Below are 25734 nucleotides of genomic sequence, written 5' to 3'. Positions count from 1 at the left end.
AAGCTAGAAGTTACAGCTTGCCAGCGACGCGCCCGCTCCGGCCCGGGCGGTGAAGACCGTCGGCGCAGGGAAGCCGCCGTCCGAGATGTCGCTCTCGACCGCTGCGGTGATGCGGTCGACGTCGGGTGCCGGAACGAGTGCGATCACGCATCCCCCGAAACCGCCTCCGGTCATGCGTGCGCCGAGAGCTCCGTGCGCACCGAGCGATTCGGCGATGAGATCGATGTGGGGTGTGGTGATCTCGAAGTCGTCGCGCATCGAGGCGTGCGATTGGTCCATCAGAGCACCGACCCGACGAAAGTCACCACTCGCCATGGCTTTCGCGCACTCGAGTACACGTTGATTCTCGCTGAGGACATGGCGGGCTCTCGCCCGATCGACTGCATCCTCGATCCGATCCAGAACGTCCTCGCCCTGTACCTCTCGCAGAGTTTCGACGCCCAGCTCCCGCGCCGCGCGGGTACACGACTCGCGACGTGCCCGGTACTCCCCTGTCGAGTGCTGATGCGCCGCATTGGAATTGACGACCAACAGCGCCAGATCGTGCGCGTCGAGCTCGAACGCAACCGGTTCGACGGACGAGGTCTCGAAATCGATGAGCAGCGCCCGGGCGACCTCGCCGCCCAAAGACGCCAGCTGATCCATCAGCCCCGTCGGCGCACCCACGAAATCGTTCTCACCGCGCTGCGCGAGCCGTGCGACGTCCAGAGGTTCGAGTTCGGTTCCGGTGGCCGCGTTCATGCTCAGGAGCACGGCACATTCGAGGGCCGCCGAGGAGGACAGACCCGCCCCGATGGGCACGTCGCTGTGAACGCTCATCGCGCCTCCGACGACGGGGTGCCCCGCCTGCGCGAGCGCCCAGACCACACCGGCCGCATAGGACGCCCAGCCGTCGACGTCACCGGGCTGCGCAGTCACGTCGAACGCGGAACCGGCGCCCTCTTCGTCGCTGGCCAGCGTGATTCGGTCCGACCCGTCCGGCTCGAACGTCACCGTGGTGCGTTCCTCCAGTGCGATGGGCATCGCAAAACCGAGGTTGTAATCGGTATGCTCGCCGATCAGGTTGATCCGCCCTGGCGCGTACGCCGTGTACGTGGTCACAATGCCTTCAATCTGTCGGCCATCTGCTCGGGGGTGACGTCGGTGATGAACGCGTCCATTGCCGATTCGGATCCGGCCAAGTACTTGAGTTTGGTCTCCGACCGTCGCACCGACATCAGCTCGATGTGAAAGTACCCGTCCGCCTGGATTCCGTCGGACCGATACTGATGCAAGGCCGAGATGTACGGCAGCGGTGCCGGATACATCCTGTCGAAACGGCCCAGAACGTCGAGGTAGACGTCGGTCAGCGAGTCGAGTTCGTCCTCGGTCAGATCCACCAGACTGTGGACGTGTCGATTCGGGTAGATGTGCACCTCGACGGGCCAGCGGGCCGCGAACGGGACGAATGCTGTGAAGTGCTCGCCGGACACCAGCACCCTACGGCCGTCGGCGATCTCCTGCGCGAGGATATCGCCGAACAAGTTTCGTCCGTGGACCGCGGCGAACTCGCGAGCCTGACGCAGCATCGACGTCGTCCGAGGAGTCAGGTACGGGTACCCGTAGATCTGTCCGTGCGGATGAGACAGCGTGACGCCGATGTCCTCCCCTCGGTTCTCGAAACAAAAGACCTGCTCGATGCCGTCGCGTCCCAACAGATCTGCGGTTCGCTCGCGCCACACGTCGACGACGAGACGAGCATGGTCGTGAGACAGATCAGCGAAGGACGCCGTGTGGTTGCTGGAGAAACAGATGACCTCGCAGCGCCCGATTCCGGGGGCCTGCAGATCACCGTCGTGCAGAATCGGTGCATCGGGTCCTGCGTGCGACAGACTCGGAAAGCGATTCTCGAACACGACCACGTCGTAATCCGCTGCAGGAACTTCACTTCTGTCTCCGCCCGGCGACGGACACAGAGGGCACTGATCCGCGGGCGGCTTGTACGTACGGTCCTGCCGCAACGCCGCGATCGCAACCCAGTCGCCGGTCTGACGGTCACGCCGTACCTCCGACTGCGCCCCCTTCGGTCGTGCGGCCAAAGGCCGAACATCCGGAACAGGGTGAGCGACGTTGCCGGGCAACGAGAAGAAGAGGATCTCCCGGCCGTCGGCGAGCTCGGCACGAACGGGGTGCTGCGTGGTCATGATTTCTCCGTCTCGGCTACCAGAATGTTCTCCACGTGCGGTGCCAACGCGGCCCTGTCGGCCACGTCGAGACCGTCGTCGACGACGAGTGTGTCGATATCCGACATCCGCCCGAACACGTTGGTGCCCACTTCTCGATATTTGGTGTTGTCGGCCAACACGAACAACCGTCGACTGGTTGCGATGAGCCGACGATTGGTCTCGGCCTCGGCGATGTTCGGTGTGGTCAAACCGGATTCGATGTCGAAACCGTGCACACCGAGGAACACTGCGTCGACGCGGAACACGTCGAGAGCCGCATTGGCGATCGGCCCGACGAGCGCGTCCGACGGGGTGCGCGAGCCCCCGGTGAGATAAACGACAGGATTGGGCTCGTCGGGATGTCCGGTGAGCTCCTGAAAGATCGAAATCGAGTTGGTGACAACGGTGATGGCGTCACGACCCCTGAGCAGTTTCGCGAGTTCCAGCGTCGTGGTACCGGCACTGACGGCGATGGTCATTCCGTCCTCGACTGCACCGAGGGCTGCACGGCCGATAGCGACCTTCTCGGCGTGCTGCCGAGCTGCCTTCGCCGTCGACGGTGGTTCGATTCCCCGGTTCCCCCGCACGATTGCTCCGCCGTGGACCTTGCGGAGCACTTGACGCTCGTCCAGAACGTCAAGATCGCGCCGGATCGTCATCTCCGAGACACCCAGGAGATCCGCCAGGTCGACCACCTTGACTGCGCCGTCGGTATGCAGCGCCGCCAGGATCGCGGAGTGGCGTTCCGCTGCCAGCATCGGCACCTACCTCTGATTCGGGGCACGACTGAATCGGTGCACCAGCGACCTTGATGAATCGAACATTACCAAACAGAACCGGACACAAATGCGGGAACGGATGTACGTAATTGTTTGAACCTGTTACTTTGTGTTCACATCGCTCACACCAGTGAGCCAGCTCACTCAACCAGGGAGGTTGACGCGTGACGTCGACTCTTGCGGCAGAAGGCGTGCTTTCGTTCAACACGAACGCGCTGGACTACGTGCTCATCGCCGTGTATTTCGTGTTCGTTCTCGGGATCGGCTACGTCGCCCGCCGACAGCTCTCCACCAGCTTGGACTTCTTTCTCTCGGGACGCAGACTTCCCGCGTGGGTCACCGGCATCGCCTTCGTGTCGGCGAACCTCGGCGCCGTCGAGATCATGGGCATGTCCGCGAACGGCGCCCAGCTGGGCCTCGCCACCATGCATTACTACTGGATCGGTGCTATCCCTGCGATGCTGTTCCTCGGCATCGTGATGATGCCGTTCTACTACGGCTCCAAGGTGCGCAGCGTCCCCGAGTTCATGCGCAAACGATTCGACACCAAAGCCCACCTCGTCAACGCCATCAGTTTCGCCGTCGCACAGATCCTGATCGCGGGCGTCAACCTGTTCCTTCTGGCCACCGTCGTGAAAGTCCTTCTCGGATGGTCACTGTGGGTCTCGCTCATCGTGGCCGCAGCCATCGTGCTCACCTACACCGTCCTCGGTGGCCTCTCCGCAGCGATCTACAACGAGGTGCTGCAGTTCTTCGTCATCCTCGCCGCCCTGGTTCCGCTGACGGTGATCGGTTTGATCAAGATCGGCGGGTGGTCCGGCCTCAAGGACAAGGTCGTACCGACGGTCACCGACGGCACCGTCACTGCCTCGACGGGAGAACAACTCTCGTCGTGGCCGGGGCAAGCGCTGAGCGGGTTCGACTCACCGATCCTGTCCGTGATCGGCATCGTGTTCGGTCTCGGATTCGTCCTGTCCTTCGGATACTGGACGACCAACTTCGTCGAGGTCCAGCGCGCGATGGCGTCGAGTTCGATGTCCGCAGCGCGCCGCGCACCGATCATCGGTGCGATCCCGAAGATGCTGGTGCCCTTCGTAGTCGTGGTCCCCGGCATGATCGCCGCCGCCGCGATCGGAGACATGATCAACCTGAAGGAAAACGGGACCGGCGACATCACATACAACGACGCGATGCTGTTGATGATGCGAGACATCCTCCCCAACGGCCTGCTGGGCGTGGCCGTCGCCGGCTTGATGGCTGCATTCATGGCAGGTATGGCGGCGAACATCTCCGCGTTCAACACCGTCTTCAGTTACGACCTGTGGCAGCAGTACATCGTCAAGAATCGCGAGGACGGTTACTACATCACCGTCGGTCGCGTCGCGACCGTCGCCGCAACGATTCTCGCGATCTTCACCGCGCTCATCGCGTCGGGTTACTCCAACTTGATGGACTACCTGCAGACGCTGTTCGGTTTCTTCAACGCTCCCCTGTTCGCCACATTCATCCTCGGTATGTTCTGGAAGAAGATGACGCCCGCAGCGGGATGGATCGGACTCGTCTCGGGCACGTCCGCAGCGGTCCTGGTGTTCATTCTGTCGGAAGTCGGCGTGATCAACCTCCCAGGACAGGGCATGCCGTTCGTCGCGGCGTCGGCTGCATTCGTCGTCGACATCGTGGTCAGCATCGGCGTCAGTATGGTGACACAGCCGAAACCGGCGAAGGAACTCGTGGGATTCGTCTACTCGGAGACTCCGCGCGACATGTTCACCGACCCCGAAGATGCCACGAACCCCTGGTACAAGCGGCCGGTTCCATTGGCGGGCTTCGCGCTCGGCCTCGTCGTCGTCCTCAACATCGTCTTCCACTAGAGGAGAACCGGAAATGACTACACCCGACAAGAACCCCGGCCTGGTGGCGCGGTTGTTCGACATCCGTTCCGTCATCGGCGCACTGCTCGGCATCTACGGGATCCTGCTGACCCTCGCCGGCCTGTTTCCGTCGGTTTTCGGTAACAAGACCCACTCGTCGCCGTCCAACAACGTCGTCGACATGAGCGTCGGTACCAGCGCCAACCTGTGGGTCGGACTGGTGATGCTCGCAATCGCACTGATCTTCGGCGCCTGGGCCATCGCCCGGCCCGCAGTCGTGGGCGACGCACCAGGCGAATAGCGCCCCGGGTCAGTGGGGACGCGTCTCGACGGACACGTCCCCACTCACCCGCAGGGTCACAACAGGCCCCTCAACTCGGCCGCGCCTGCTCTGAGAAAACGCACGAGCGCGTCGTTGTCCGGCGATACTCGGCCCGCAATTCCTTGCAAACACAGACCGCCGACGACCTCGGACCCCGTATCACGGACCGGAACCGCGAGGGCCGCTCGGCCGATGCGCGATTCCTCGTTCTCGAACGACAATTCGGCCGCAAGAATTTGCGCAATATCGGCGTGCAACGACAACCCGTCCACGACGGTACGAGCGGTGACGGATCTCAGTTCGAGGCCGTCCAGGCACCGAGGCCGGTAGGCCAACATCAGCTTGCCCGCAGCGTGTGCGTGCAGGTTTCGGGAAATCGTCGCTGCGGAGACCACCTCGTGATCCGGATCGGTGTCGACGGTCCGCAATGTTCCACCCCGAAACGATGTGACGTACAAGCCGTGCCGTGTCTCGCGGCGCATGGCGTCGACCACCTGAGCGACGGAACGAACCGGCCCGGTGCCGGTCGCCGCGTATGCGAGTTCGGACGTCCGGCGACCCAATGCGAAACCCGACAGGTCCGGGGTTCGCGCCAGGAAACCGTCGGCGACGAGGTAATTGAGCATTCGATACGCCGTGGCCGGAGGCACGTCCGTGTGTGCAGCGATCTGTTTGGCGGTCACGCCCGCTCCGAGATATGCCACCGCCTCGAGCATCGCGAGCGCTTTCTGAACAGCCTTCGGCTGCTGTCCTCCGAAGCCCGTCCCCGAACCTCGTTGTCTCTCGGCCCGGCCCGATGCACCCAACGCCTCACGTCGTTCGGTCGCCACGGTCACCGCCCGCGAGGACTCGGCGTGAGGACGGGCCGACCGGTGTCGTCGATTTCGAGTGATGCCGATCCCGGCAAAAGATCCTCGGTCTGCACGCTGTCGAAAACGCCGATGGCATCGATACTTCCGGGACGGAAACGACGGAGGATCGCGAACCACACCGATCCCGACGCCGCAAGACCGACGCACCAGAGGATGTACAGCCAGGCGCCCAGCCGACCGGTGTCGATGACGGTGACCACCAGCAGACCCGCACCGGCCGCGGCGGCGAGTACCCCGCACGATCTGGTGAAGGCGGTGTGTTCGTCGATGCGTTCGAGGAAACGCAGAGCCGCTACGGCCAGCATCGTGTAGCCGAGGATGAGCGCGATCTCGACCACCACGTCGTAGTTGTCCGGGGCGTGATCCGGGTCGTGCCACACAGAACCGATCAACGACGCCACGACGAAGAGGGCGACGGCGGCGTAGGGCGTACGGAATCTCGCGTGCACACGCTCGAACATTCCGGGGATGACTCGTTCGAGGCTCATCGAGAACAGCAGACGTGAACCTGCCTGCGCGAAACCGAGAGTCGACGCGATCCACGACGAACACACTCCGACGTTCACCGCCAACACCAGAGCTGCGCTCGCGCCGGACTCGGTGCCGCCGAAGTACGCGCCGAGCAGCACTCCCGCGTGTCCGGTCATTCCTGCCCATCCCGCGAAAACGTAGAGTGCCCCGACGAGCATCGGCGTCACCAGAACAGTGGATGTCACCGTCCGCAACGGTTTTCGTGCTTCCGGACCGAAGAACGCGGCGCTCTCGAACCCAGCCAGGCTCAGAATCGTCTGCATCGCCAGAAACAGCACGAACCCGATCGGCGCGGACGCGGACGAGGTGCCCACCGCTGTCTCGACAGGTGCCTGCAGCATGAGGACGGATATGAGCACCAACGTGCACACCTCGATGACGAGAATCGTTCGCGCCGCGAAGCGAACACCCCGGATCGCAATGAGTCCAACCGCCGCCGCCACGACCACGCACGCACCCGTCGACGACCACGACGGCAACGAGAGCCCCACTTCATCGCCCAGCTTGACCAGGTTGGCACCCGCATTGGACAACACCGAGATGGACACTCCGACGTATCCCACGAGCAAAGCGGCTCCCGCTGTCAGAGTCGCACGCTTGCCCAGTCCGTGCGCCACGAAGCTGTACAACGAACCCGACGCTGCGAGCCTGCAGGTGAACTGACGGATGCACAGCGACACCAGAGCCATCACGAGGGTCGCGCCGACGATCGCGGCCATCCCGCCGACCCCGTTGTGAGCCGACGACATCCACAACGCGATGAAGACCATGCACGTCGCGGGCGCCATCGTCGACATGGATTGCCCGACCAGGTCGAACGGCGTCAGCTGCCTCCGACCTAGTGCGCTCAGAGGTGACCGAACGACATCGGTCGGCCGCTCGGTGAGCGCGGCCTCCCGTAGAGCTGCGCTCAGTGCGCTTGTGTTCATGTGCATCCTGGTGGAGAGGTGGACCTGTCCGGAGAAATGTACGACCACCCGGTTGCACCCGTGTTTCGTCGATGACGGTTGTGCAACGTTCAAGTGAGAATCTCACCGAAGAATCTGCGCCGGGCGAACTCGTTATGTGTCCTGCGCCACTTCCCCACCGCCGACGCTTCGTCTACCAGGGGCATCCCGAGGTTTCTTGTTTCACACGGGGCAGACGAGCACGTAACGCAGCAGAAGCAACCGCGTCGCATCGCACTCCCATGCTGTGAACCGACCACTCGAACAACTCGGGTCGGTGCAAGGAGAAAGTGAGGGCGCACGATGGTCTGGGCAGCTCTTTCCAGCGTGATCGGTGCGGTTCTGTTGGTGGCCGGGCTTCCGAAGGTACGTGACCGCGCGCGGATGATCCGTGTCGTCCGCGGATACAAGGTCCTGCCCGACGGCGTGGCCGCGGTGGTCGGAAGCGCCCTGCCGTACGTCGAGATCCTTCTCGGGATCGCGCTGATCCTCGGTATCGTTCCGGCCCTGACCGGGTCGCTGTCGGCACTGTTGTTCGCGGCCTTCTTCGTCGGCCTGACCATCAACCTGATCCGCGGACGTCTAGAACTCGACTGCGGTTGCTTCGCGTTCGGAGGCGGTACCGACGAGATCGAACACATCGGGTGGTGGCATTCGACGCGCGCAGCAACGCTCGCGATTGCCGGTTCGGCTGTTGCGCTCGCTCCCTCCATCACCGTCGTGGAACGCATCACCGGTGCAGGGGTCGGCGTGTTCGCCGTGACAGTCGTGTGTGTCGGTCTGTACGTCCGCTCGTTCATGTCGTTCGGTCGCCGCCCCATCGACGACTACCTGACCAACGCCGCCATCGAGATGCGCGCCGTCTCGACCATCAGCCGTTACTGACCATCACCACTCGAAAGGCCCACTCCTCATGACCGTCTTCCTCACCACCATGGTCGTCCTGCTGGCCGCGGCCGTCGTCGGACTTCTGCTGATGATTCTCGGGCTCGCCCGCGAAATCGGGCGCGTACAAGTACGTCTCGGTCCTCTAGGCGCCCGCATGATGGACACCGGACCCAAGATCGAGCAGGTCGGCCCGACGTTCCACGGCCTGAAAGATCATGTCGGGCGAACGGTCAGCGTCGCAGGCCACCGGGACCGTCCACAGCTCTTGTTGTTCACCGCACCAGGGTGCTCGACATGCAAGTCGTTGCTTCCCGGTATGAAGGCAATGGCGAAGGGCGAGAGCGACGTCGACATCGTCGTGATCTCCGACGGTACCCCGGAAGAACACGCGGAATTCCTCGCCGGCGCCGACATCGGAAGTGAGATGAGCTACGTCGACGGACGCGACGTCGGCATTGCCTACCAGGTCGGAACCACTCCCTTCGGAATCATGCTCGACGAGCACGGCAAGATCAAGGCCAAGGGCCTGTGCAATCACATGGCACAGGTCGAAAGCTTGCTCAACGCACTGGAATCCGGCACACCTTCCCTGCAGCACCTTCACACCCAGGCCGCCGCCAACCGCGGCGTCGCTTGATTTTTCGCCAACCGAACAAGGACGGAGAACACATGGATCATCAGGACCACGACCACAGCGATCACGCGAACCCCACCGAACAGCGATATCCCGTTGACGAAAGCGTCGTCGCAGAGCAAGCCGAGTGGATGGCAGGCCGCGGCGGTAGTTTCGCGAGCCGATCAGGGCGCAAGCTTTCCGAGCGTGTCTCACGCCGATCGATGATCTCCCGTATCGGGCGCTGGACCCTCGGCGCATCAGGAGTGGCCATCGTCAGCTCGCTCCCGGTGTCGCGTGCGTACGCCCAGGAAACACCGTCGGCCCCGACCCCGGAGCCCCAGGTTCCCGAGTACGACGGCAGCAACCCGGCCGAGTGCGACTACTGGCGCTGGTGTTCGATGGACGGAACGTCCTGTGCTGCATGTCAAGGCGGCGGATTGACCACATGCGCACCGGGATCCAAGCCCGGCGCGGAGTTCTGGGTCGGCTGCTGCACCAACCCGGCAGACGGAAAGACTTACCTCATCGCGTACTACGACTGCTGCGGAGCCCCCAGCTGCTCCAACGCATTCTGCGGCGAGCCGGACATGCAAGCATCGATGTACAACCCCGTCAGCGGCAGCTACGACCAGGAAATCATCTGGTGTGTCTCGGACGAGTCTCAGGCATACACCTGCACCATGGCTCCGATCGTCGGCGCCGACTGCCAGGCACGCCCCGCCGCGCGCCCGAAGGTGGGTGCGGGCTCGTGACACGACACAGCCGCAGAGCAGCCATCGCGGTCGTTCCGGTCGCGGCACTGCTCGCCGTCACCTCCTGCAGTTCTTCCAGCGAGGACACCCAGGAGTCCGCATCGTCGACCGAGGTGACCTACCCCACCGTCGAATTCACCGTTCCAGGTGAGGGGATCGGCCTCGGGGAGGAAGACCAGGAGATCACCGGCCAGATTCCCGAACCGTTGCACGTCGCAGAGATCACCCCGATCGGCGCCGATCAGATCCTCGGCATCGAAGGCGGCTTCGGCAAACTCGAGATGACCGTCAACGCGCTCGATCCGGCAACGGGTGAAGTTACGACACGAATCACGGTCGGACCAGGCATCTGGGATCCCGTCGTACACGGATTCGTCGGAGACAGCGCGAGCGACCCCGCCGTCATCGCCGCCGAAGTGTGGCGCCCACGCGGATCACGAGGAGCTGCGGACTTCACCGTGAGCACGTACTCCGGGAATCTCCTCGAGCCGAAGGAAGCCTCGCTCCCCGACGTTGCCCGTGTGCACTCCCGCGAAGGATCGAACGCGGTCACCTCCGACGGCAAGTACTTCGTCAGCTGGGATGACGGCCTGTACGGAATCCGAGTCGTCGACCTCGAAGCGGGCACGGAATCCGGTGCCATCCGCATCGTCGGGTGCGGCCCGTTCACCTGGATGGTCGGGCACGACCTGTACAGCGTCTGCGAAGACACCCGGGAACTGTTGCACGTCAACATCGGCGAGGACGGCGTACCCACCGAAGTCGGACGCGACAAGGTGCTACCGGACGACTTCGTCAGTGCCCGGAAGACCACGTTCGCCGAGGAAGCCAAGAAGGCATTGCTGGTCAGCGAGAACGGTGACGTGTACCTCTTCGACGTGTCGGGCGGACTGCCCACCGACACCGTTTCGCCGATCGGCAACGCGGGCGACCCGTCGGGACGGTTCTCGGAGAACGTCGTCAACGCCGACGCCAGCCGAATTGCCATCAGTTACACCGACAGCATCGTCCATCCGGACTCCGCGCGCGGGGGGTCCGTCGCCAAGGTCGTACTCTTCGACGCCGCCAACCTGGCACCCGTGAAGTCGTTGGCCCTGGCGGACATGGGTATCGAGAGTTTCTCGTCCATGGCGTACAGCGTCGACGGCACGACGTTCTACGTACTCGGCGACGGGCAGGAGGTCGACGGCGAAGCACCACAGAAGCTCGTCGGGTTCGACGCCTCGACCGGCGCGCAGGTCAGTTCGGTGGAGATCGACGGCGCCGTCACGCCGATCACCGACCTGATCACACCCGAGGTGATGGAGTGACTCGACCGGACCCCCGGTTGATGCTAGGCCGACGCCGATTCCTGTCCCTGGCGACAGCAGGCGTCGGCCTGGCGGGAATCGGCGTACTCGGAGTGACCGGATGCAGTTCCTCGTCGGACGCTGCATCCGGCACGACCGACAAGCTCGACTACATCAAGCCCACCGACCCGGAGGTCGCAGCAGCGGAGGCTGCGCGGTCGTCCACCGGCAGAACGGTTGCGTACGCACTGACTGCCGGGCTCGGGACCGTCGACCTGGGTGGCCGGTTCGTCGACACCTGGACTTACGGAACCGGTGCGCTCGCTCCCGAGATCCGATCGACCGCAAGCGACACGGTGCGCGTGTCGGTGACGAACTCGCTGCCGTCCGACACCAGCATCCACTGGCACGGAATCCGCATCCGTAACGACATGGACGGCGTGCCGCCGGTAACGCAGGACGCCATCGTGCCCGGTTCGACGTTCGAGTACTCGTTCGTTGCACCGGATCCTGGAACATATTGGTATCACTCGCATTCCGGGCTTCAGGCCGACCGCGGCTTGTTCGGTGCACTGATCGTGGAGGATCCCGACGACACATCCGGGGCCGACGCCGATGCCGTCCTCGTGCTCGACGACTGGGTGGACGGCATGGGGACGAGCCCGGAGGCGGTCATGGCTGCACTGAACCCCGATCTGCACGGCGGTGGCCATGCCGGACACGGCGGCGCGAACGTTCCGATTCCCGTCGGCGCCGACGAAGCCACCGTTGCAACTGCATTGACGTCGACAGGCCACGGAGATTCGCAGGCGCTCGGCGGGATGACGCAGCACATCGCTTACCCGATGCACCTGATCAACGGTCGACCGCCCAACGACCCCGCAGTGGTCGAGGCTGCACCGGGTTCGCGCCTGCGTTTACGCATAGTCAATGCGGGAGCGGAGACGCCGTACAGATTCGCGGTTGCCGGTCACCGTATGACGATCATCGCGGTCGACGGTTACGACGTCGTGCCCACCGAGGCCGACGCCATCCTCGTCGGGATGGCGCAACGCTACGACGTGATGGTCACAGTGGCGTCGGGTGCATGGCCGATCGTCGCTGCGGTGGAGGGCCGCCCGGGATATGCGTCGACGGTGCTGCGCACTACTGATGCGGCGCCTCTCACCGATCCCGATGTGGGAGGGTCCATCCCCGAACTCGGCCGCGAGCTCGTGCTCGAGAGCTCGCTGCGTCCTGCCGCGAAGACCGTACTGACCCCCAAGTCTCCCGACCGCGACTATCAGGTCGACCTGTTGCAGGCCGGCGACCGGTACGTGTGGGCAATGGCCGGGGCAGACGCAGGCAAACTCGTGATGAAACAGGGTGAACGCGTTCGAATCACGATGAACAACACGTCGACCATGTGGCACCCGATGCACACGCACGGTCACACGTTCGCGGTGCCCGAGTACGGCGGACTCCGCCGAGACACCGTCAACGTACTGCCCGGCACATCGCTCGCCATCGAATTCGACGCCGACAACCCTGGCGAGTGGATGTTCCACTGCCACAACGCTTACCACTTCGAAGCCGGTATGACGGCCAACTTGATGTATATCCGATGAGAGGTAACCCATGAAGAAATTCCTGATTCTGACACTCGCGCTGGCGGCCCTGTTCGGATTCACCGCCTGCAGCAGTGATTCCGGGAGCGACGAGCCGGCTGCCACCGTCCGTGTCGAGAACATGAGCTACAGCCCGGCGTCGGTGACCATCAAGAAGGGCGAGACGGTCGAGTGGGTATTCGACGACAACGGGCTACCCCACGACGTCGTCGAATCGAGCAACGAGACATTCAAGAGTGAACTGCTCACCGAGGGCAGCTACACCTACACCTTCGAGGAGGCAGGCACATTCGACTACCACTGCACCCCGCACCCGATGATGCTCGGCACCGTCGTCGTCGAGGACTGAGAACCGCCGTGTCGATCTCGATTCTGCTGCTCGCCTCCGGGTGTGCGTCCGAACCCGACATCGACGCGACCGTGCTCGTCAGCAACGTCCGCTTCGAACCGCAGGAGGTGTTCGTTCCCGTCGGGGGCACCGTCGAATGGCAGTTCGACGATGGAGGACTTCTTCACGAGGTTCACGCCGACGGTGTCTTCGACAGTGGTGTCAACGGCGACAGCATATTTCGATTCACGTTCGACACGCCTGGTGACGTGGAGTACCACTGCTCGATTCACCCGTACATGTCCGGAACGGTTCACGTCGGTTGACGCGAGCCATGCACCGAGGAGGTAACAGATGACCACCATGATCGATCACACCGCACTGCAGCAGGATATGCCGCAGATCAGGCCGCCGCTCAGGGCGTCGGTAGGTCTCGGCAGCCGCACCCTTCTCGCGTCCGCCGCCGCGGCACTCGGCGCAGGCTCAGCACTTGTGTTCTCGCCCACGCCGGCAGCAAGCCTGACGGGTGCGGTGGTCGCGGCGGGAGCAATCACCGCTCTTGCGGCCAATTGGTCGACGTGCGGGATGTCCGTCGCCGGTGTCGTCGTGGCGCCCAAGCAGCCCGGACGCAGGGGTGCGTCGACGCCTGCGCGTCGACTCGCCTGGCACGCACTGGGTTCCGTGACGACGGGGTCGATCACGGGTGCCGCCCTCGGCGCCGTCGGCGGATTCGTACTGGGCGCAGTGCCCGTCGCGCTTGCGCTCGGCGTGTGGGCCGCGCTGTCGTTGGCCTACGGTCTGCACGAGACGGGACTGCTGAAGATGCCGACACCGATGCGTCGACAGCAACTCCCTCGGCACCTTCGGCGCAGCATGGAACCGTGGAAGGTCTCGTTGCTGTTCGGCGCCATCATCGGACCTGGTTTCCTGATCTACATCAGGTCCAGCGCGTACTACCTTCTGGCACTGGGAGTAGCGGCTGTGGGATCGCCCGCCCTGGGGGCTGCGACGTTCGTGACGGTATCGCTCGGTCGATGCATGCCCAGCCTGTTCGCCCTGCTGTACACCCGTCGAGGCGGTTCGATGCCCGGCTTCCTCTCCTTGATGTGCATCGTGGATCGGCGAGTCCAGGCCATCACCGGCGCTGTGTTGATCGGTCTCGCTGCCTTCGCCACCGTGGGGATTGTTTAGAAGCCCGTCGAACCGTCAATCCACGATTTCGAGCGGGGACAGCCCCTCGTTCCCAGAAGTCAGGTCGACCGGAAGGTTTTCGATGAGCATCAACGACGACGACATCACCACCAGCGGATCCGGCGGAGAAGGCCCCGCTGACGGTGGATCCAACCCCAACGGCCACGACGGCGGAGCCGACGGCACCGCAGGCCCGGGTGAAGGACCCGCAGACGGCGGATCCAACCCCAACGGCCACGACGGCGGAGCCGACGGCACCGCAGGCCCGGGCGAAGGACCCGCAGACGGCGGTTCCAACCCGAACGGACACGACGGCGGTGCGGACGGCTCGGCTTGAGCGACATGCACGCAGACCAGCGCGGACCGGAATTCCGGTCCGCGCTCGGTCGTCTGATCTCCATTCCCGAGCGCGCTTTCTCCGACGAGGTGTGGGGGCGCACGCCGTTGCTCACCCGCGCCTCGGAACTCGACCGCACATTCGAGGATCTACTGACGCCCGCCGACGTCGACGAACTGGTGTCCCACCGCGGCGTCCGTACGCCCTTCGCGCGGATGGCCAAGGACGGAGCGCTCCTGGACAAGTCCGAGTTCACGTCGTCGGCCGGCTTCGGGGCCGAGATGCCCGATCAGCTCGACTCGTCCGCTGTGTTGTCCGCGTTCGCCGACGGACACACGCTGGTGTTGCAAGGACTTCATCGGCTGTGGCCGCCACTGATCGACTTCACCCGCGATCTGGTCGACGATCTCGGCCATCCCAGTCAGGTCAACGCGTACATCACCCCCGCCGCCTCGACGGGATTCTCGCCGCACTACGACGTGCACGACGTGTTCGTCCTACAGATCAGTGGCGAGAAGCGGTGGATGATTCACCCTCCCGTCCACACGCATCCATTGTCGAACCAACCGTGGTCCGACCGGCGCGAGGCCGTCGAGAAGCAGGCAAGCAACACGCCGTACCTCGACACCGTCCTGACGCCCGGTGACGTCCTCTATCTGCCGCGGGGATGGATTCATTCCGCGGAAGCATTGGGCGACACGACGATCCACCTCACCATCGGCGTGGCGTCGTTCAACGACTACGACATCGCACATCGCGTTCTCGGCGCTCTCCAGGACGACGCGCGCATTCGCGAGCCATTGCCCGCTGGGCTCGACCTGACGGATCCGGACGCAACCGCACCTCACGTGGACCGAGTACTCGATAACGTCGCAGCGGCATTGGAACGCATCCGATCGGATCCGGAGGCACGACGCTCGATCGCCGACGAATTGGCCGCGCGCCTGGTCGCGATCACTCGACCGGCACCGGTCGATCCGCTGCGCACGGTCGCGTTCATCGCCTCTCTCGACGCTGCTTCCCTGGTTACATGGAGGCAGGGGCTGTCCCCTCGCATCACCCGCAGCAACGGACGGGTCCACGTCGGCCTTCGCGACAAGACGATCTCCCTACCCGACGAGTGCGCCGATGCACTCGACGATCTCCGCAGCGGACAACCCCGCCGTGTCGCGGACATGCGCGGTCTCGACCCCGACAGCGCGCTGGTGGTGGCGAAACGGCTGCTCAGGGAGGGCATCATCGTGCCGTCGGAGTGAACTGCACCCCCACGTATAGTTAGCCGAGTGAACGGAATTACTGGCGGCCGCCGCGTCTCACTCACCGCAGCCGCGGGGCTTGCCGCTGCTATGGGCGTCGGCCGGTTCGTCTTCACGCCGCTCCTACCGATCATGGTCGATTCGGCTGGAGTCACGCCGAGCAGCGGTGCGGTCATCGCGACGGCCAACTACACCGGCTACCTCGTCGGCGCGATACTTCTGTCGCTCCGACCCACCCTCAACAGCACAACAGCGTTCCGCACCTGGGTCGCTCTGCTCGTCGTCAGCGAAATTGCGATGGCGTTCGCCGACGGCACCTTCGCGTTCTCGATGCTCCGGTTCGTCGCCGGTCTGGCGAGCGCCGCCGTGTTCCTCGGCTGCGCGAGCACCGTCGCGCGGCACGTCGGCGCGTCACCCGGCATCGCGTTCGGCGGTGTCGGAGCGGGAATCGCCGCGTCCGGCATTCTCACTCTCGTTGCAGCACCTCACCTTTCGTGGCAGGCATTGTGGATCGCGTCCGCTGTACTGACGGCCGTCGTCATCGCCCCCACGCTCGCGCTCGATATTCATGCCGAGTCCAGGCGGACCAACGGAAACGTCGGGCCCTCGCCGCAGGAACGCCGAATCTGGCGAGTGCTGCTCGCTGCGTACTTCCTCGAAGGACTCGGATACATCATCGTCGGTACCTTCCTCGTCGCCGCCGTCGGCGGACACGGAAGCTCGTCGGTCGGTCCCGCGGTATGGATCGTCGTCGGTTGCGCCGCAGTTCCGGCAACCGTGCTGTGGCACGCGGTCGCCCAACGCGTCACACCGTCGCGAGCACTCGTCGCCGCATTCGGCCTACAGACCGTGTCCGCGATCCTGCCTGCAGTCAGCGACAGTCCCGCGGTCGCACTCGTCGCCGCAGTTCTCTTCGGCGGCACGTTCATGGGCATCACCATGCTGACCATGGGCATGGCCGGCGGCCTGCCCATCGGGAGAACTGCAGCAACACTGACGACCGTCTACGGCATCGGACAGGTCATGGGTCCACTCGTCGTCGCCCCAGCGCTCGGTGACTCCTACTCCATCGCGTTCGTGGTGGCGGCGGTCGTGCTGGCACTGGGTACGGCAGGAGCCGTCCTCGCCGCGCGACTGCACACGAACTGAACGAACCCTGGCACCATGTGGTCATGAAGGCCATCGCTCGACTACTGCTCGGCGCATTCCTCATGTTCGCAGGCTTCAGCCATCTGTTCTGGGCGCGCACAGAATTCGCCGCACAGGTACCGACCTGGGTTCCTCTGGACACCGACTTCGTCGTTCTCGCGTCGGGCGTCGTCGAGATTGCCCTGGGGCTTGCGCTCGTGTTCGTCCGCAGGCCGGCAGTGGGCTGGATCGTCGCAGCATTTTTCGTCGCGGTGTTTCCAGGCAACATCAGCCAGTTCCTGACACACACCGATGCATTCGGCCTCGATACCGACGCCGCACGCGGAATCCGGTTGCTGTTCCAGCCCCTGCTGATCGTGTGGGCGCTGTGGTGTACCGATGCGATCGGACGACGCCGAAGAGTAGCGTCGCGATCATGACGTCCTGGCGAGACTCCGAGTCGGTGAATCTCATGCTCGACGAGCTCGAGACCTGGGCCGTTGTGGGACTGTCCGGTAATCCGCAGCGCACCGCCTACGACATTGCCTCCCTCCTTCAACGCAGGGGCAAACGCATCGTCCCGATTCACCCGAACGCGCCGACGGTTCTCGGGGAACAGGGATACGCGGCGCTCGCCGAGGTGCCGTTTCCAATCGATGTCGTCGACGTGTTCCGTCGATCAGAGCAAGCAGGCCAGTTCGCCGACGAGGCTGTCGCCGTGGGCGCGAAGGGCGTGTGGTTTCAACTGGGCGTCATCGACGAAGCCGCCTTCACCCGGACTCTCGCTGCCGGAGTTCCGATGGTGATGGACACCTGCCCGGCCATCGAGTGGCGTCGCCGCTGATCTACTGATCGGCACCCCGAATTCCCTTGTGCTTCTCGCCGGGGTCAGTATGAAGGAAGGAACTGATTACTTGGACCAAGCAACGAGGTAGGCATGAGCGACGCAGCAGCGATCGGCGACGGGATCCTCCAGATCCCCGTCCCCATCACCGACAGTCCGCTCGGCCACACGCTGGTGTACGCCATGGAGTCGCCCGGCGGCCTCGTCCTGGTCGACGCGGGATGGGACGACGACAACGCATGGGCCGGCCTCACCTCCGGATTGGAAGCCGTCGGACACTCCATCACCGACGTCGAGGGCGTAGTGCTGACGCACTTCCATCCCGATCACACCGGGCTGTGCGGTCGAGTCCGCGCGGCGTCGGGAGCGTGGGTCGCGATGCACGAGGCCGATCACGCCGAGTTCCACAAGATGACCGCACCGCGGGGCCCCGAATGGCTCGATCGTCAGCGAGCGAACATGATCGCTGCCGGTGCACCGAACGCCGACATAGCCGCCTGGCAGGAACTCGACCTACAGCCGCCGACCGGACCGGATTCGGCGCCCGATCGCATACTGCGCGACGGAGACACGATCGACCTGACCGGACGAGGGCTGCGCGCTGTCTTCACCCCCGGTCACACGCCTGGTCACGTGTGCTTCCACCTGCCCGACGCCGACGTCATGTTCACCGGCGACCACGTCCTGCAGAAGACGACACCTCACGTCGGCAACTTCGTCTACCCGCTCGAGGAGAGAGACGCACTTGCAGAGTTCTTCGACTCGCTGCGTCACGTGCAGTCCATGAACGTGACACGCGGACTGGGTTCTCACGGAATCGGTATCGACGACGTCGGAGTGCGCGCGGGCGAACTCATCGAGCACCACGAAGAACGATTGGACCATCTGTACGAGGCTTTCGCCGACGACGAGATCACCGTCTGGGAGGTCGCCGAACGCATGAAGTGGTACAAACCCTGGAGCGATATCTCCCCGTTCCACAAGACCCTCGCACTGTCCGAAGCCGCCGCGCACCTTCGAAGCCTGGTGTCTCGCAATCAGGTTGCCCAGATCCCCGGCTCGTCACCCGCGCTCTTCGCCCGAATCTGACGCAGCGGGAGGCGTCATCTCGAGGCGGACGCCCATGAGCCGAACCTTGCGAGAGTGGTCCAACCTCTGCACCAAAGCTGCCGCCGCGTCGGAAATGATCCGAGGATCGAAGGTAGGCGGCCCGTCGAGTGCAGCTGTGGTGGTGTGGGTTTCGAAAGGCGCGTAACGCACCTTCAGCGTCACTCGCACGGCAGGTCTGTCCTCTGCGACGAGATCCTCACGCACCTTCAGCGCCAGAGACCTCACCTCGGCGGTGATGGCCTCCCAATCCTCCAGGTTTTCCTGAAACGTGGTTTCCCGGCTGTGAGAACGAGCGATCCACGGCGCTGCGGACACCGGGGACAGGTCGACCCCTCGCCCTTTGGTTCCGATCCACGGCCCGGTTTTCGGACCGAACGCAGCCGCCAGGGCCGAATCGTCGGTCGCCGCCAACTCCGACACCGTGGTGATACCGAGACTCGCAAGCTTCTTCGCGGTCTTCTTCCCGATTCCCCACAACGCATCCGTCGGGCGGTCTCCCATCACCTCGAACCAGTTGGCGGACGTCAAGGTGTAGATACCCTGCGGCTTGCCGAAATCCGTTGCAATCTTCGCGCGTAACTTGTTGTCCCCGATGCCGACTGAACAATGCAGCCCGGACGCATCCAACACCGTGTCGTGGACCCTGCGTGCGAAGGACACCGGATCCTCGGTCTCGACGCCGAGAAACGCCTCGTCCCAACCCAGCACTTCGACTACCACGTTCAAGCTTCGGAGTGCGTCCATCACGATGTTCGACGCCGCCGTATATGCCTCCCCGTCGACCGGCAGGAAGATCGCGTCGGGCAGCTTCTTGAAAGCGACCCGCAACGGCATCCCCGATCCGACGCCGAACGCCCGCGCCTCATAGGAGGCCGTCGACACCACTCCCCGTTCCGTCGGATCGCCCCTACCGCCGACCACCACCTGCTTTCCCGCCAGCTCGGGGTTGCGCAGCACCTCCACTGCCGCAATGAACTGATCCATGTCCACATGCAACACCCACCGTCGGCGCACAGATGCGGTCATGCCGCCCATTCTGCGCCACCCCCGCGCCGCGCGTCGATCCCCGGTCGGGGATGTCGCCGCGGGCCGGATAGACACGCGTCGTTCGCTCGAATGAAGCGCTACCCCTTGTGTGCCACACTCCCATCATGGAGTCGAACCCTGTCGAGATCACGGTCGTCGGCCGAGGCCAGGCGACGTACCCGCCGGAGCGATGCACGGTGTCCCTGTCGGTCCGAACCGACGGCCGCACGGCCGAGGCTGCGGCCGAACCCGCTCACCGCCTGGTCAGAGAGCTGACCGGCTTGATCGATCCGCTGTACAACCCTTCGAGCGGCCCGATCGACGCATGGGCTCTCGATCAGGTAAGGCACTCGCGGTCCAGGCCGTTCAACCACAACGGGGATCAGCTTCCCTACGTCTATCAGGCGCTTGCGTCGATCGAGGTGAAGTTCAGCCAGATCGACGTGGTCGACGCGTTCGTCTATGCGGTGTCGGCACTCGACGGCGTGGACATCGGCCACTTCGATTGGTCGCTGACCGAAGCGACGTCGGCCGAGAACACCCGTCAGGTCCGCGCGAGTGCCGTCCAGGACGCACTGAGCAAGGCAGAGGTATTCGCGCACAGCGTGGGCCGATCGACGGTCAGTGCCCGTGCGATAGCGGACCCGGGACTTCTCGGTGTTGCAACCGCATCCCATCAGGACTATGTGGTCGCATCTCGAGCCTACGCAGCAACCGACGACGGATTCGAACTCAAACCACAGGACATCGTCATTCGCGCCGAAGTTCACGCAAGATTCGTCGCAACCTGACACCTCGATGCGGTCGTCGAGAGGTGGCCGTGCCGCCCCACTGGCATCATGCAGTCGGATCGAATCCCGGAACCGCGGACAGTGTCTCGAACGTGCGTTGCCTTCCCCATTCGACATGGGAGTACGCAACGGCCGCAGCAAGTTCAGGATTACCTTCGGCTATTGCATCGACCAACGAGACGTGTTCGCGGTGTCTGATGCTGGGTTCGCGCTCCATGTTCGCGACGTTGAGCCGGTTGCTACGTTCCCGTAGGGGCTCCATGATGACGACGAAAAGCCGGTTGTCTGCCAGCGATTCGATCGTCGCGTGAACGCCGCCGCTCTCGCGGTGGAACGACGGTAGGTCGCCTGCGTGCAACGCATCTCCGGCGCGCGTCACCGCATCGACGAGCGCCGACGCGTCGGCGCCCACCGCGACCGCGGACGCCGCCTTACGGGCCGCGAGCGGCTCCAGCGCCGAGCGCAGATCGTAGAGTTCGTTGACCCCGCTCCGCGTCACCATCGTCACGACGGCCGGTCGACGCGGAGACAACGCGACGAGCCCCGCGGCCTCGAGCATAGGAAGCGCCTCACGGATCGGCACCCGGGACACATCGAGTTCAGCGCTGAGATCTCTCTCGCGCAATGGTTCACCGGCCGGTATACGTCCGTCGAGAATGCGCGCGCGAATTTCGTCGAACACACGGCGTGACAGACTCGCCGACGCTGCACCCTGTTCCATGCACTGTCCTCCATCGTCGTTCGCCCATGTGTACCAGCACCACCAGCAGCACCACCCTAGGTATACCAAGAACCCAACTCGACGATGCAGTCCCGTCAGCCCACGACGCCGGCGAGTCCGTGTTACGCCATCAGTTCGCTGCTCTTACATGTGTTTAACAGAACGGAAACCCAACAGCGGACATCCGGCCGTAGATTCTCGCTCATCACTTGGTATACCAACGACGGTATCCATCGACCACCAGCCGCGAAAGGCACACCGGGATGAGCACCCTGCCCTCGTCGATGAACTCTCCACAGGATTCACCCGCCGAACGAACGACACTCGGCACACAGATCGAATCCGCGTACTCACGTATCGGCCTCACCTCCGCCCACATCGGGATCGTCGCCATGGTGTTGTTCGGCGTCTTCTTCGATGCCATCGAGCAGAACGCCGTCGGCATCTCCGGACCGGTCCTCCGCGCCGACTGGGGCCTCGGGGGCACCGAAATCGGGTTGCTCAACACCGCTACGTTCACAGCGGTTGCCCTCGGTCGCATTCTCGCGGGTGTAGTCATGGACCGCCTCGGGCGCCGAACTCTGCTGGGCGCCAACCTTCTGGTGTTCGCGTTCGGATCTCTCCTGTGCGCGGTCGCGCCCAACTACGAAGTTCTCGTCGCCGCGCGATTCCTCGTCGGCCTGGGACTCGGCGGAGAGATAGCCGTTGCGGTCATCATGCTGTCGGAGTTCTTCTCGGCTCGGCACCGAGGTACAGCCGTCGGCCTCATCAACGTCGCTGCGGCAGGACTGGGCAACATGCTCGCCCCGCTCTTCGGCGTCATCGTGTTCGCGATCTTCACCGGCGAGGATCGCTGGCGGTGGCTGTTCGGAATGCTGGTCCTACCCGCACTCGCAGTGGTGTTCTATCGGAGGTCACTGCCGGAGACTCCCCGATACCTCGCAGCCACCGGACGAATCGACGAGGCGAACACCGTCATCAACCGCCTTGCTCAGGGCAAGCTCCGAGGAACTCTCGACTCCGAGAAGCTCTATCTGGACAAGGCAACACTCGCAGCGGACACGGCTGCACCCAAGGTTCGGTGGACCGAGATGTTCGGTGCACGCTATCGCCGAAGCACGCTCGCCTTGGGTGTCGCAGTCTGCATGTCCTACGCCGCGCAAATTTCCATGCTGACACTCATTCCCATCATCCTCACCGAACGCGGGATGTCGATCACCAGCGCACTCTGGTACACGCTCGTCATGCAGTCGGGATCCTTGATCGGCGCGATCACCGCGGCCCTGATCGCCCGGAAGCTTCCCCGCAAGATCACCCTGACGGCAGGCGCAAGCCTCGGTACCGCCGCGGCACTCGGTTTCGGATTCTTCGCCACCGACATCGGACTGGTGCTGTTCTTCGGTGCACTCTTCAACTTCTCGGTGATCGTTCTGAACACCACCATCTGGCTGTTCGCCCCTGAGCAGTACCCGACTCGCATTCGCGGACTTGCCACCTCCGTCATCCTTGCCATCGGCTCTCTCTCGGGTGGCTTGTTCCCCTTGATCGCCGGAGCAGTACTGGACAGCTCAGGAGTCCCCGCGATGTTCGCCGTTCTCACCGCACTCTTCGTCGTATGCGCGGTCGCAGTTCAGTTCCCCCGAGAAACCTTCGGACACCCCATGCCAGAGGATGATTGATTCATGAGCAGCGTGCCCACGATTCTGGTGGTCAACCCCAACACCAACGCCTCGACCACCGACATGCTCGTCGCGGTTGCCGAGAAGGCCATGGACGGATCGAGATACGACGTCGTCGGAGTCACCGCAGCGTCGGGTCCGCGCATGATCGTCGACGCCGAGGCTCTTGCGGAAGCGGCCGAACATACCGTTGCTGCAGCGCTCTCCGGTATCGACGTACACAGGCCGTGTGCAGTGATCATCGGCGCATTCGGCGATCCTGGAGCCGCGGCCCTTCGGCAGCTCGTCGACATCCCCGTCGTCGGAATCGGGCAGGCCGCAGTGTCGACGGCAGCTCGGGGAGGTCGACGCTTCGCCATCGCGACCACCACATCGCTGTTGGAACCGTCGTTGCGGGAGCTGGTCCGACACTGCAGCCCCGATGCCGATTTCGCAGGAATCTTTCTGACGGACTCCGACCCGCTCGTACTCGCCCGAGACCACGACGCCAGTGTGTTCGAACTCGGCACAGCGGTCGACGACGCCGCCGCAGCGGGCGCCGAAGCCGTGATCATCGGCGGTGGTCCGCTCAGCGACTCAGCTCGGCAACTCGCCCTCCGTACCGACGTAGTGATCGTCGAACCCGTTCCGAGCGCAGCATTGTGGGTGCTCGAACGGATGGAATCGAACCACAACTCCGATCAGGACGAACCGAACACACCGCTCATCGGGTCATCTCGCCGATAGGTGACGCGATCGAACTCGCGGCCGTACTCGTCGATCGCGGAAATCGTCATCTCGCTCGGTGTGATTCCGGGAATCCCGGGAGCGACGTCGACGGAGACGAACGAGTAGTTTCTGAAGCGAACCCGAGACCACCCTACGGCTTCAGTGGCCTTCTCGCCGTCGGGCGTCCAGACGTAGCTGTTCGGAACAGCGTTGTCCGGCAACTCGTTTCCTCTGTACGTCTCCTGCTCGGAGGGCTGAAATGTGTACCGAGGCCGGCCGCCACCGCCTACCGTGTAATACACCGTCCCGTCGGACTTCGGATACACGACGGCGTGGTCGGCCGCCGTCCGTGTCGGGCGTCCGGCCCGGATGGGGTCGGTTCGTTCGAAGACGTGATTGTGCCCTTGCAGAACCACATCCACCTCGTAGCGGTCGAACAACTTCGTCCATGCGTCGCGAACACCACCGTCGGACGCATGGGCTTCGGTAGTCGAGTAGGCACAGTGGTGGAAGAAGCACACCACGAAATCGATGTTCGGATCCGCCCTGAAGCGTTCGAGTGACCTTTCCACCCATGTGTTCTGCCTGCCGCCGCTGTAGCCGGTGTTGGCCTTGATCTCGTACGACACATCGTTGGCGTCGAGCGACAGCACGGCGACATTGCCGTACACGAACGAATAGACCGAAGGGCAGCCTGCAGGACCGTTCTCGGGTTGATCGAGCCTGGCCGCATGTCCCCCGTACCCGTTCGCACCGTACAACGCTTCCATGTCGTGGTTACCCGTGGCGAAGAACCAGGGTGTGCTCGCCGCACTTCGCTCGATGGCGGCGAAGTAGCCGTCCCACACGAAAGGGTTGTACTTGTCGAAGCCTTTCGGCTGAGTCACCCCGCTGGGAGCGAACTGAGCAGGGAGGCCGGCGCCCGACGGATCCGCGTACGCGATGTCGCCCGCCAAAACATGAAAGTCCGGTCTGCGCGCCGCGATCTGCCCGACGATGTTCGCCGCATGACGAACAGATGGCTCGTTGTCGGCTTTGTAGTACAGATCGTCGTAATCCCCTGCCTTCAGACCCGGCGGCCGAGAGGGTGTTTCATCGACACCTTGATCGCCCATCATCGTGAAGCGGAACGGAGCACTCCGACCTGGAGGCAACGCTGTCCACACCGTCTGCACGTCACTGACGTAGCCGTCGTTGGTACGCCAGCGATAGAAATGCGGAGTCTTGGGAGCCAGCCCGTCGACGGGCACGTGAACGTAGAACTGCTCGGCACCGAGGATGCCGCCGTCGGTCTGCGGCACCTGACTGACCAGATTACGAACCTCCGCTGCAGTTGTCGCCCCCAGCGCCGGAGTCGGCCCATGATCGAGGAACACCCCCGTCACCCCAAGATTTCGCGACAACTGAGCCGAGAATCGAAGCTGCGTGGCCGAATCCACACCGAACGACGTGTGACGACCACCCACCGCAAGCGGCGCATCCTGCGCATACGCACGACCGGACCACGCTGCATTCCCAACGGCAGCCGCCGCAGCAGTAGCAGCCGAACCAACCAGAAAGCGTCTCCGGGATACAGGATTCCGCTTCAGAAACGAACGAATCCAATCGTGCTGCTCCGCCATGGTCATATCAGAAGCAAGAGCCTCCGGAACTCCAGCGGCAACGGTTTCTCCTCGCGGATTCATCGGCATACCCCGACTGTTCCGCTGCAAAGAATACTTACCGACGCACACGATCGACTTGACGATGAAGCCGACGTGAACAGCGATGAAGAACGGGACGAACGAGTATCAAAAGGACCTCGCTCGACCTGCGTCTCAAACGCTCGCCGTTGTGTCAGGTGCACGGCCAGGTGCTGGCACCTGGGTGAGCGTTCAGCCCATTGGTGTGCGTCTGGCTCGTGGGTGTGCGTCTGTGTCTCTGCCTGGCGGAGATGG

General features: G+C 63.9%; 27 protein-coding genes. 19 read left to right on the top strand and 8 right to left on the bottom strand.

Translation table 11 applies throughout. The features are described 5' to 3' along the window. Nucleotides 1–3 precede the first annotated feature (3 nt). Genes galK through ACFULT_RS20730 form a run of 3 tightly spaced genes read right to left on the bottom strand, consistent with a single transcriptional unit; the run spans nucleotide 4 to nucleotide 2962 of the window. The gene (gene galK / locus ACFULT_RS20740) at nucleotides 4–1101 is read right to left on the bottom strand and encodes a galactokinase (RefSeq protein WP_378482293.1); all 1098 of its coding nucleotides are present in this window, start codon (nucleotides 1099–1101) and stop codon (nucleotides 4–6) included. Next, nucleotides 1098–2183, bottom strand: a complete 1086-nt coding sequence (gene galT, locus ACFULT_RS20735) for a galactose-1-phosphate uridylyltransferase (RefSeq protein ID WP_378482292.1) — start codon at nucleotides 2181–2183, stop codon at nucleotides 1098–1100. Before galT ends, galK begins: the two co-directional genes overlap by 4 nt. Beyond that, on the bottom strand, nucleotides 2180–2962 hold the full coding sequence (locus ACFULT_RS20730; RefSeq protein ID WP_037138562.1) for a DeoR/GlpR family DNA-binding transcription regulator: 783 nt from the start codon (nucleotides 2960–2962) through the stop codon (nucleotides 2180–2182). The genes galT and ACFULT_RS20730 overlap by 4 nt, the downstream gene beginning before the upstream one ends. A 185-nt stretch (nucleotides 2963–3147) precedes the next feature. Here ACFULT_RS20730 and ACFULT_RS20725 point away from each other — a divergent pair, with 185 nt between their 5' ends. Next, nucleotides 3148–4854, top strand: a complete 1707-nt coding sequence (locus ACFULT_RS20725) for a sodium:solute symporter family protein (protein WP_371828871.1) — start codon at nucleotides 3148–3150, stop codon at nucleotides 4852–4854. 13 nt (nucleotides 4855–4867) lie between these two features. After that, on the top strand, nucleotides 4868–5155 hold the full coding sequence (locus ACFULT_RS20720) for a hypothetical protein (protein WP_037111001.1): 288 nt from the start codon (nucleotides 4868–4870) through the stop codon (nucleotides 5153–5155). Between the two features lie 56 nt (nucleotides 5156–5211). On the opposite strand, the gene ACFULT_RS20715 is transcribed toward ACFULT_RS20720, so the two are convergent. Next, nucleotides 5212–6012: an IclR family transcriptional regulator gene (locus tag ACFULT_RS20715; protein ID WP_378482291.1), complete on the bottom strand. Its 801-nt coding sequence runs from the start codon at nucleotides 6010–6012 to the stop codon at nucleotides 5212–5214. After that, nucleotides 6009–7508, bottom strand: coding sequence for an APC family permease (locus tag ACFULT_RS20710; protein ID WP_378482290.1), 1500 nt, complete (start codon nucleotides 7506–7508; stop codon nucleotides 6009–6011). Before ACFULT_RS20710 ends, ACFULT_RS20715 begins: the two co-directional genes overlap by 4 nt. A gap of 321 nt (nucleotides 7509–7829) precedes the next feature. Between ACFULT_RS20710 and ACFULT_RS20705 the strand changes: the two genes are divergently transcribed. The 14 genes from ACFULT_RS20705 (at nucleotide 7830) to ACFULT_RS20640 (ending at nucleotide 18851) form a co-directional block, all read left to right on the top strand. Further along, a complete protein-coding gene (locus ACFULT_RS20705) occupies nucleotides 7830–8411 on the top strand; it encodes a MauE/DoxX family redox-associated membrane protein (RefSeq protein WP_378482289.1) in 582 nt (193 codons plus the stop codon). A gap of 28 nt (nucleotides 8412–8439) precedes the next feature. After that, the gene (locus tag ACFULT_RS20700; RefSeq protein ID WP_378482288.1) at nucleotides 8440–9051 is read left to right on the top strand and encodes a redoxin domain-containing protein; all 612 of its coding nucleotides are present in this window, start codon (nucleotides 8440–8442) and stop codon (nucleotides 9049–9051) included. A 32-nt stretch (nucleotides 9052–9083) separates the two neighbouring features. Next, nucleotides 9084–9782 (top strand): methylamine dehydrogenase light chain, encoded by a 699-nt coding sequence (locus tag ACFULT_RS20695; RefSeq protein ID WP_020112685.1) that lies wholly within the window; start codon nucleotides 9084–9086, stop codon nucleotides 9780–9782. Beyond that, entirely contained in the window at nucleotides 9779–11092 is a 1314-nt protein-coding gene (locus ACFULT_RS20690; protein ID WP_378482287.1) for a hypothetical protein, read from the top strand. The genes ACFULT_RS20695 and ACFULT_RS20690 overlap by 4 nt, the downstream gene beginning before the upstream one ends. Before the next feature lie 20 nt (nucleotides 11093–11112). Next, on the top strand, nucleotides 11113–12678 hold the full coding sequence (locus ACFULT_RS20685; protein WP_378482451.1) for a multicopper oxidase family protein: 1566 nt from the start codon (nucleotides 11113–11115) through the stop codon (nucleotides 12676–12678). Between the two features lie 10 nt (nucleotides 12679–12688). Continuing rightward, on the top strand, nucleotides 12689–13027 hold the full coding sequence (locus ACFULT_RS20680; protein WP_037138557.1) for a plastocyanin/azurin family copper-binding protein: 339 nt from the start codon (nucleotides 12689–12691) through the stop codon (nucleotides 13025–13027). A gap of 8 nt (nucleotides 13028–13035) precedes the next feature. Next, a complete protein-coding gene (locus tag ACFULT_RS20675) occupies nucleotides 13036–13332 on the top strand; it encodes a biphenyl 2,3-dioxygenase (RefSeq protein WP_378482286.1) in 297 nt (98 codons plus the stop codon). Nucleotides 13333–13360: 28 nt separating this feature from the next. After that, the gene (locus ACFULT_RS20670; RefSeq protein ID WP_378482285.1) at nucleotides 13361–14197 is read left to right on the top strand and encodes a methylamine utilization protein; all 837 of its coding nucleotides are present in this window, start codon (nucleotides 13361–13363) and stop codon (nucleotides 14195–14197) included. An 82-nt stretch (nucleotides 14198–14279) separates the two neighbouring features. Further along, nucleotides 14280–14534: a hypothetical protein gene (locus tag ACFULT_RS20665; protein ID WP_019667678.1), complete on the top strand. Its 255-nt coding sequence runs from the start codon at nucleotides 14280–14282 to the stop codon at nucleotides 14532–14534. A gap of 5 nt (nucleotides 14535–14539) precedes the next feature. Continuing rightward, nucleotides 14540–15790, top strand: a complete 1251-nt coding sequence (locus ACFULT_RS20660) for a cupin domain-containing protein (RefSeq protein WP_378482450.1) — start codon at nucleotides 14540–14542, stop codon at nucleotides 15788–15790. Nucleotides 15791–15817: 27 nt separating this feature from the next. Beyond that, nucleotides 15818–16939: a YbfB/YjiJ family MFS transporter gene (locus tag ACFULT_RS20655; protein ID WP_378482284.1), complete on the top strand. Its 1122-nt coding sequence runs from the start codon at nucleotides 15818–15820 to the stop codon at nucleotides 16937–16939. Between the two features lie 23 nt (nucleotides 16940–16962). Next, nucleotides 16963–17358, top strand: coding sequence for a DoxX family membrane protein (locus ACFULT_RS20650; RefSeq protein ID WP_037111041.1), 396 nt, complete (start codon nucleotides 16963–16965; stop codon nucleotides 17356–17358). Further along, nucleotides 17355–17762, top strand: coding sequence for a CoA-binding protein (locus ACFULT_RS20645; protein ID WP_378482283.1), 408 nt, complete (start codon nucleotides 17355–17357; stop codon nucleotides 17760–17762). The genes ACFULT_RS20650 and ACFULT_RS20645 overlap by 4 nt, the downstream gene beginning before the upstream one ends. A gap of 93 nt (nucleotides 17763–17855) precedes the next feature. After that, nucleotides 17856–18851, top strand: coding sequence for an MBL fold metallo-hydrolase (locus ACFULT_RS20640; RefSeq protein WP_378482282.1), 996 nt, complete (start codon nucleotides 17856–17858; stop codon nucleotides 18849–18851). Here ACFULT_RS20640 and ACFULT_RS20635 read toward each other — a convergent pair. Beyond that, nucleotides 18825–19898, bottom strand: coding sequence for a DNA polymerase IV (locus ACFULT_RS20635; RefSeq protein ID WP_378482281.1), 1074 nt, complete (start codon nucleotides 19896–19898; stop codon nucleotides 18825–18827). The genes ACFULT_RS20640 and ACFULT_RS20635 overlap by 27 nt on opposite strands. A 125-nt stretch (nucleotides 19899–20023) precedes the next feature. On the opposite strand from ACFULT_RS20635, the gene ACFULT_RS20630 reads away from it, so the two are divergent. After that, a complete protein-coding gene (locus ACFULT_RS20630; protein ID WP_378482280.1) occupies nucleotides 20024–20689 on the top strand; it encodes an SIMPL domain-containing protein in 666 nt (221 codons plus the stop codon). Between the two features lie 46 nt (nucleotides 20690–20735). On the opposite strand, the gene ACFULT_RS20625 is transcribed toward ACFULT_RS20630, so the two are convergent. Continuing rightward, on the bottom strand, nucleotides 20736–21410 hold the full coding sequence (locus ACFULT_RS20625; protein ID WP_378482279.1) for a GntR family transcriptional regulator: 675 nt from the start codon (nucleotides 21408–21410) through the stop codon (nucleotides 20736–20738). A gap of 263 nt (nucleotides 21411–21673) precedes the next feature. Between ACFULT_RS20625 and ACFULT_RS20620 the strand changes: the two genes are divergently transcribed. Together ACFULT_RS20620 and ACFULT_RS20615 are read left to right on the top strand one after the other, a co-directional pair. Beyond that, nucleotides 21674–23089: an MFS transporter gene (locus ACFULT_RS20620; RefSeq protein WP_378482278.1), complete on the top strand. Its 1416-nt coding sequence runs from the start codon at nucleotides 21674–21676 to the stop codon at nucleotides 23087–23089. 3 nt (nucleotides 23090–23092) lie between these two features. After that, complete coding sequence (locus ACFULT_RS20615) at nucleotides 23093–23815, top strand: aspartate/glutamate racemase family protein (protein ID WP_378482277.1); 723 nt, start codon at nucleotides 23093–23095, stop codon at nucleotides 23813–23815. Here the strand turns inward: ACFULT_RS20615 and ACFULT_RS20610 are convergent. Continuing rightward, nucleotides 23770–25509, bottom strand: a complete 1740-nt coding sequence (locus tag ACFULT_RS20610; protein WP_378482276.1) for a metallophosphoesterase — start codon at nucleotides 25507–25509, stop codon at nucleotides 23770–23772. The two genes, ACFULT_RS20615 and ACFULT_RS20610, sit on opposite strands and share 46 nt — an antisense overlap. Nucleotides 25510–25734 lie beyond the last annotated feature (225 nt).

Origin of the sequence: Rhodococcus sp. NPDC057297 (assembly GCF_042667435.1) — a bacterium.
Lineage (GTDB): Bacteria > Actinomycetota > Actinomycetes > Mycobacteriales > Mycobacteriaceae > Rhodococcoides.
This window is presented reverse-complemented; position numbering and strand designations above follow the sequence as displayed.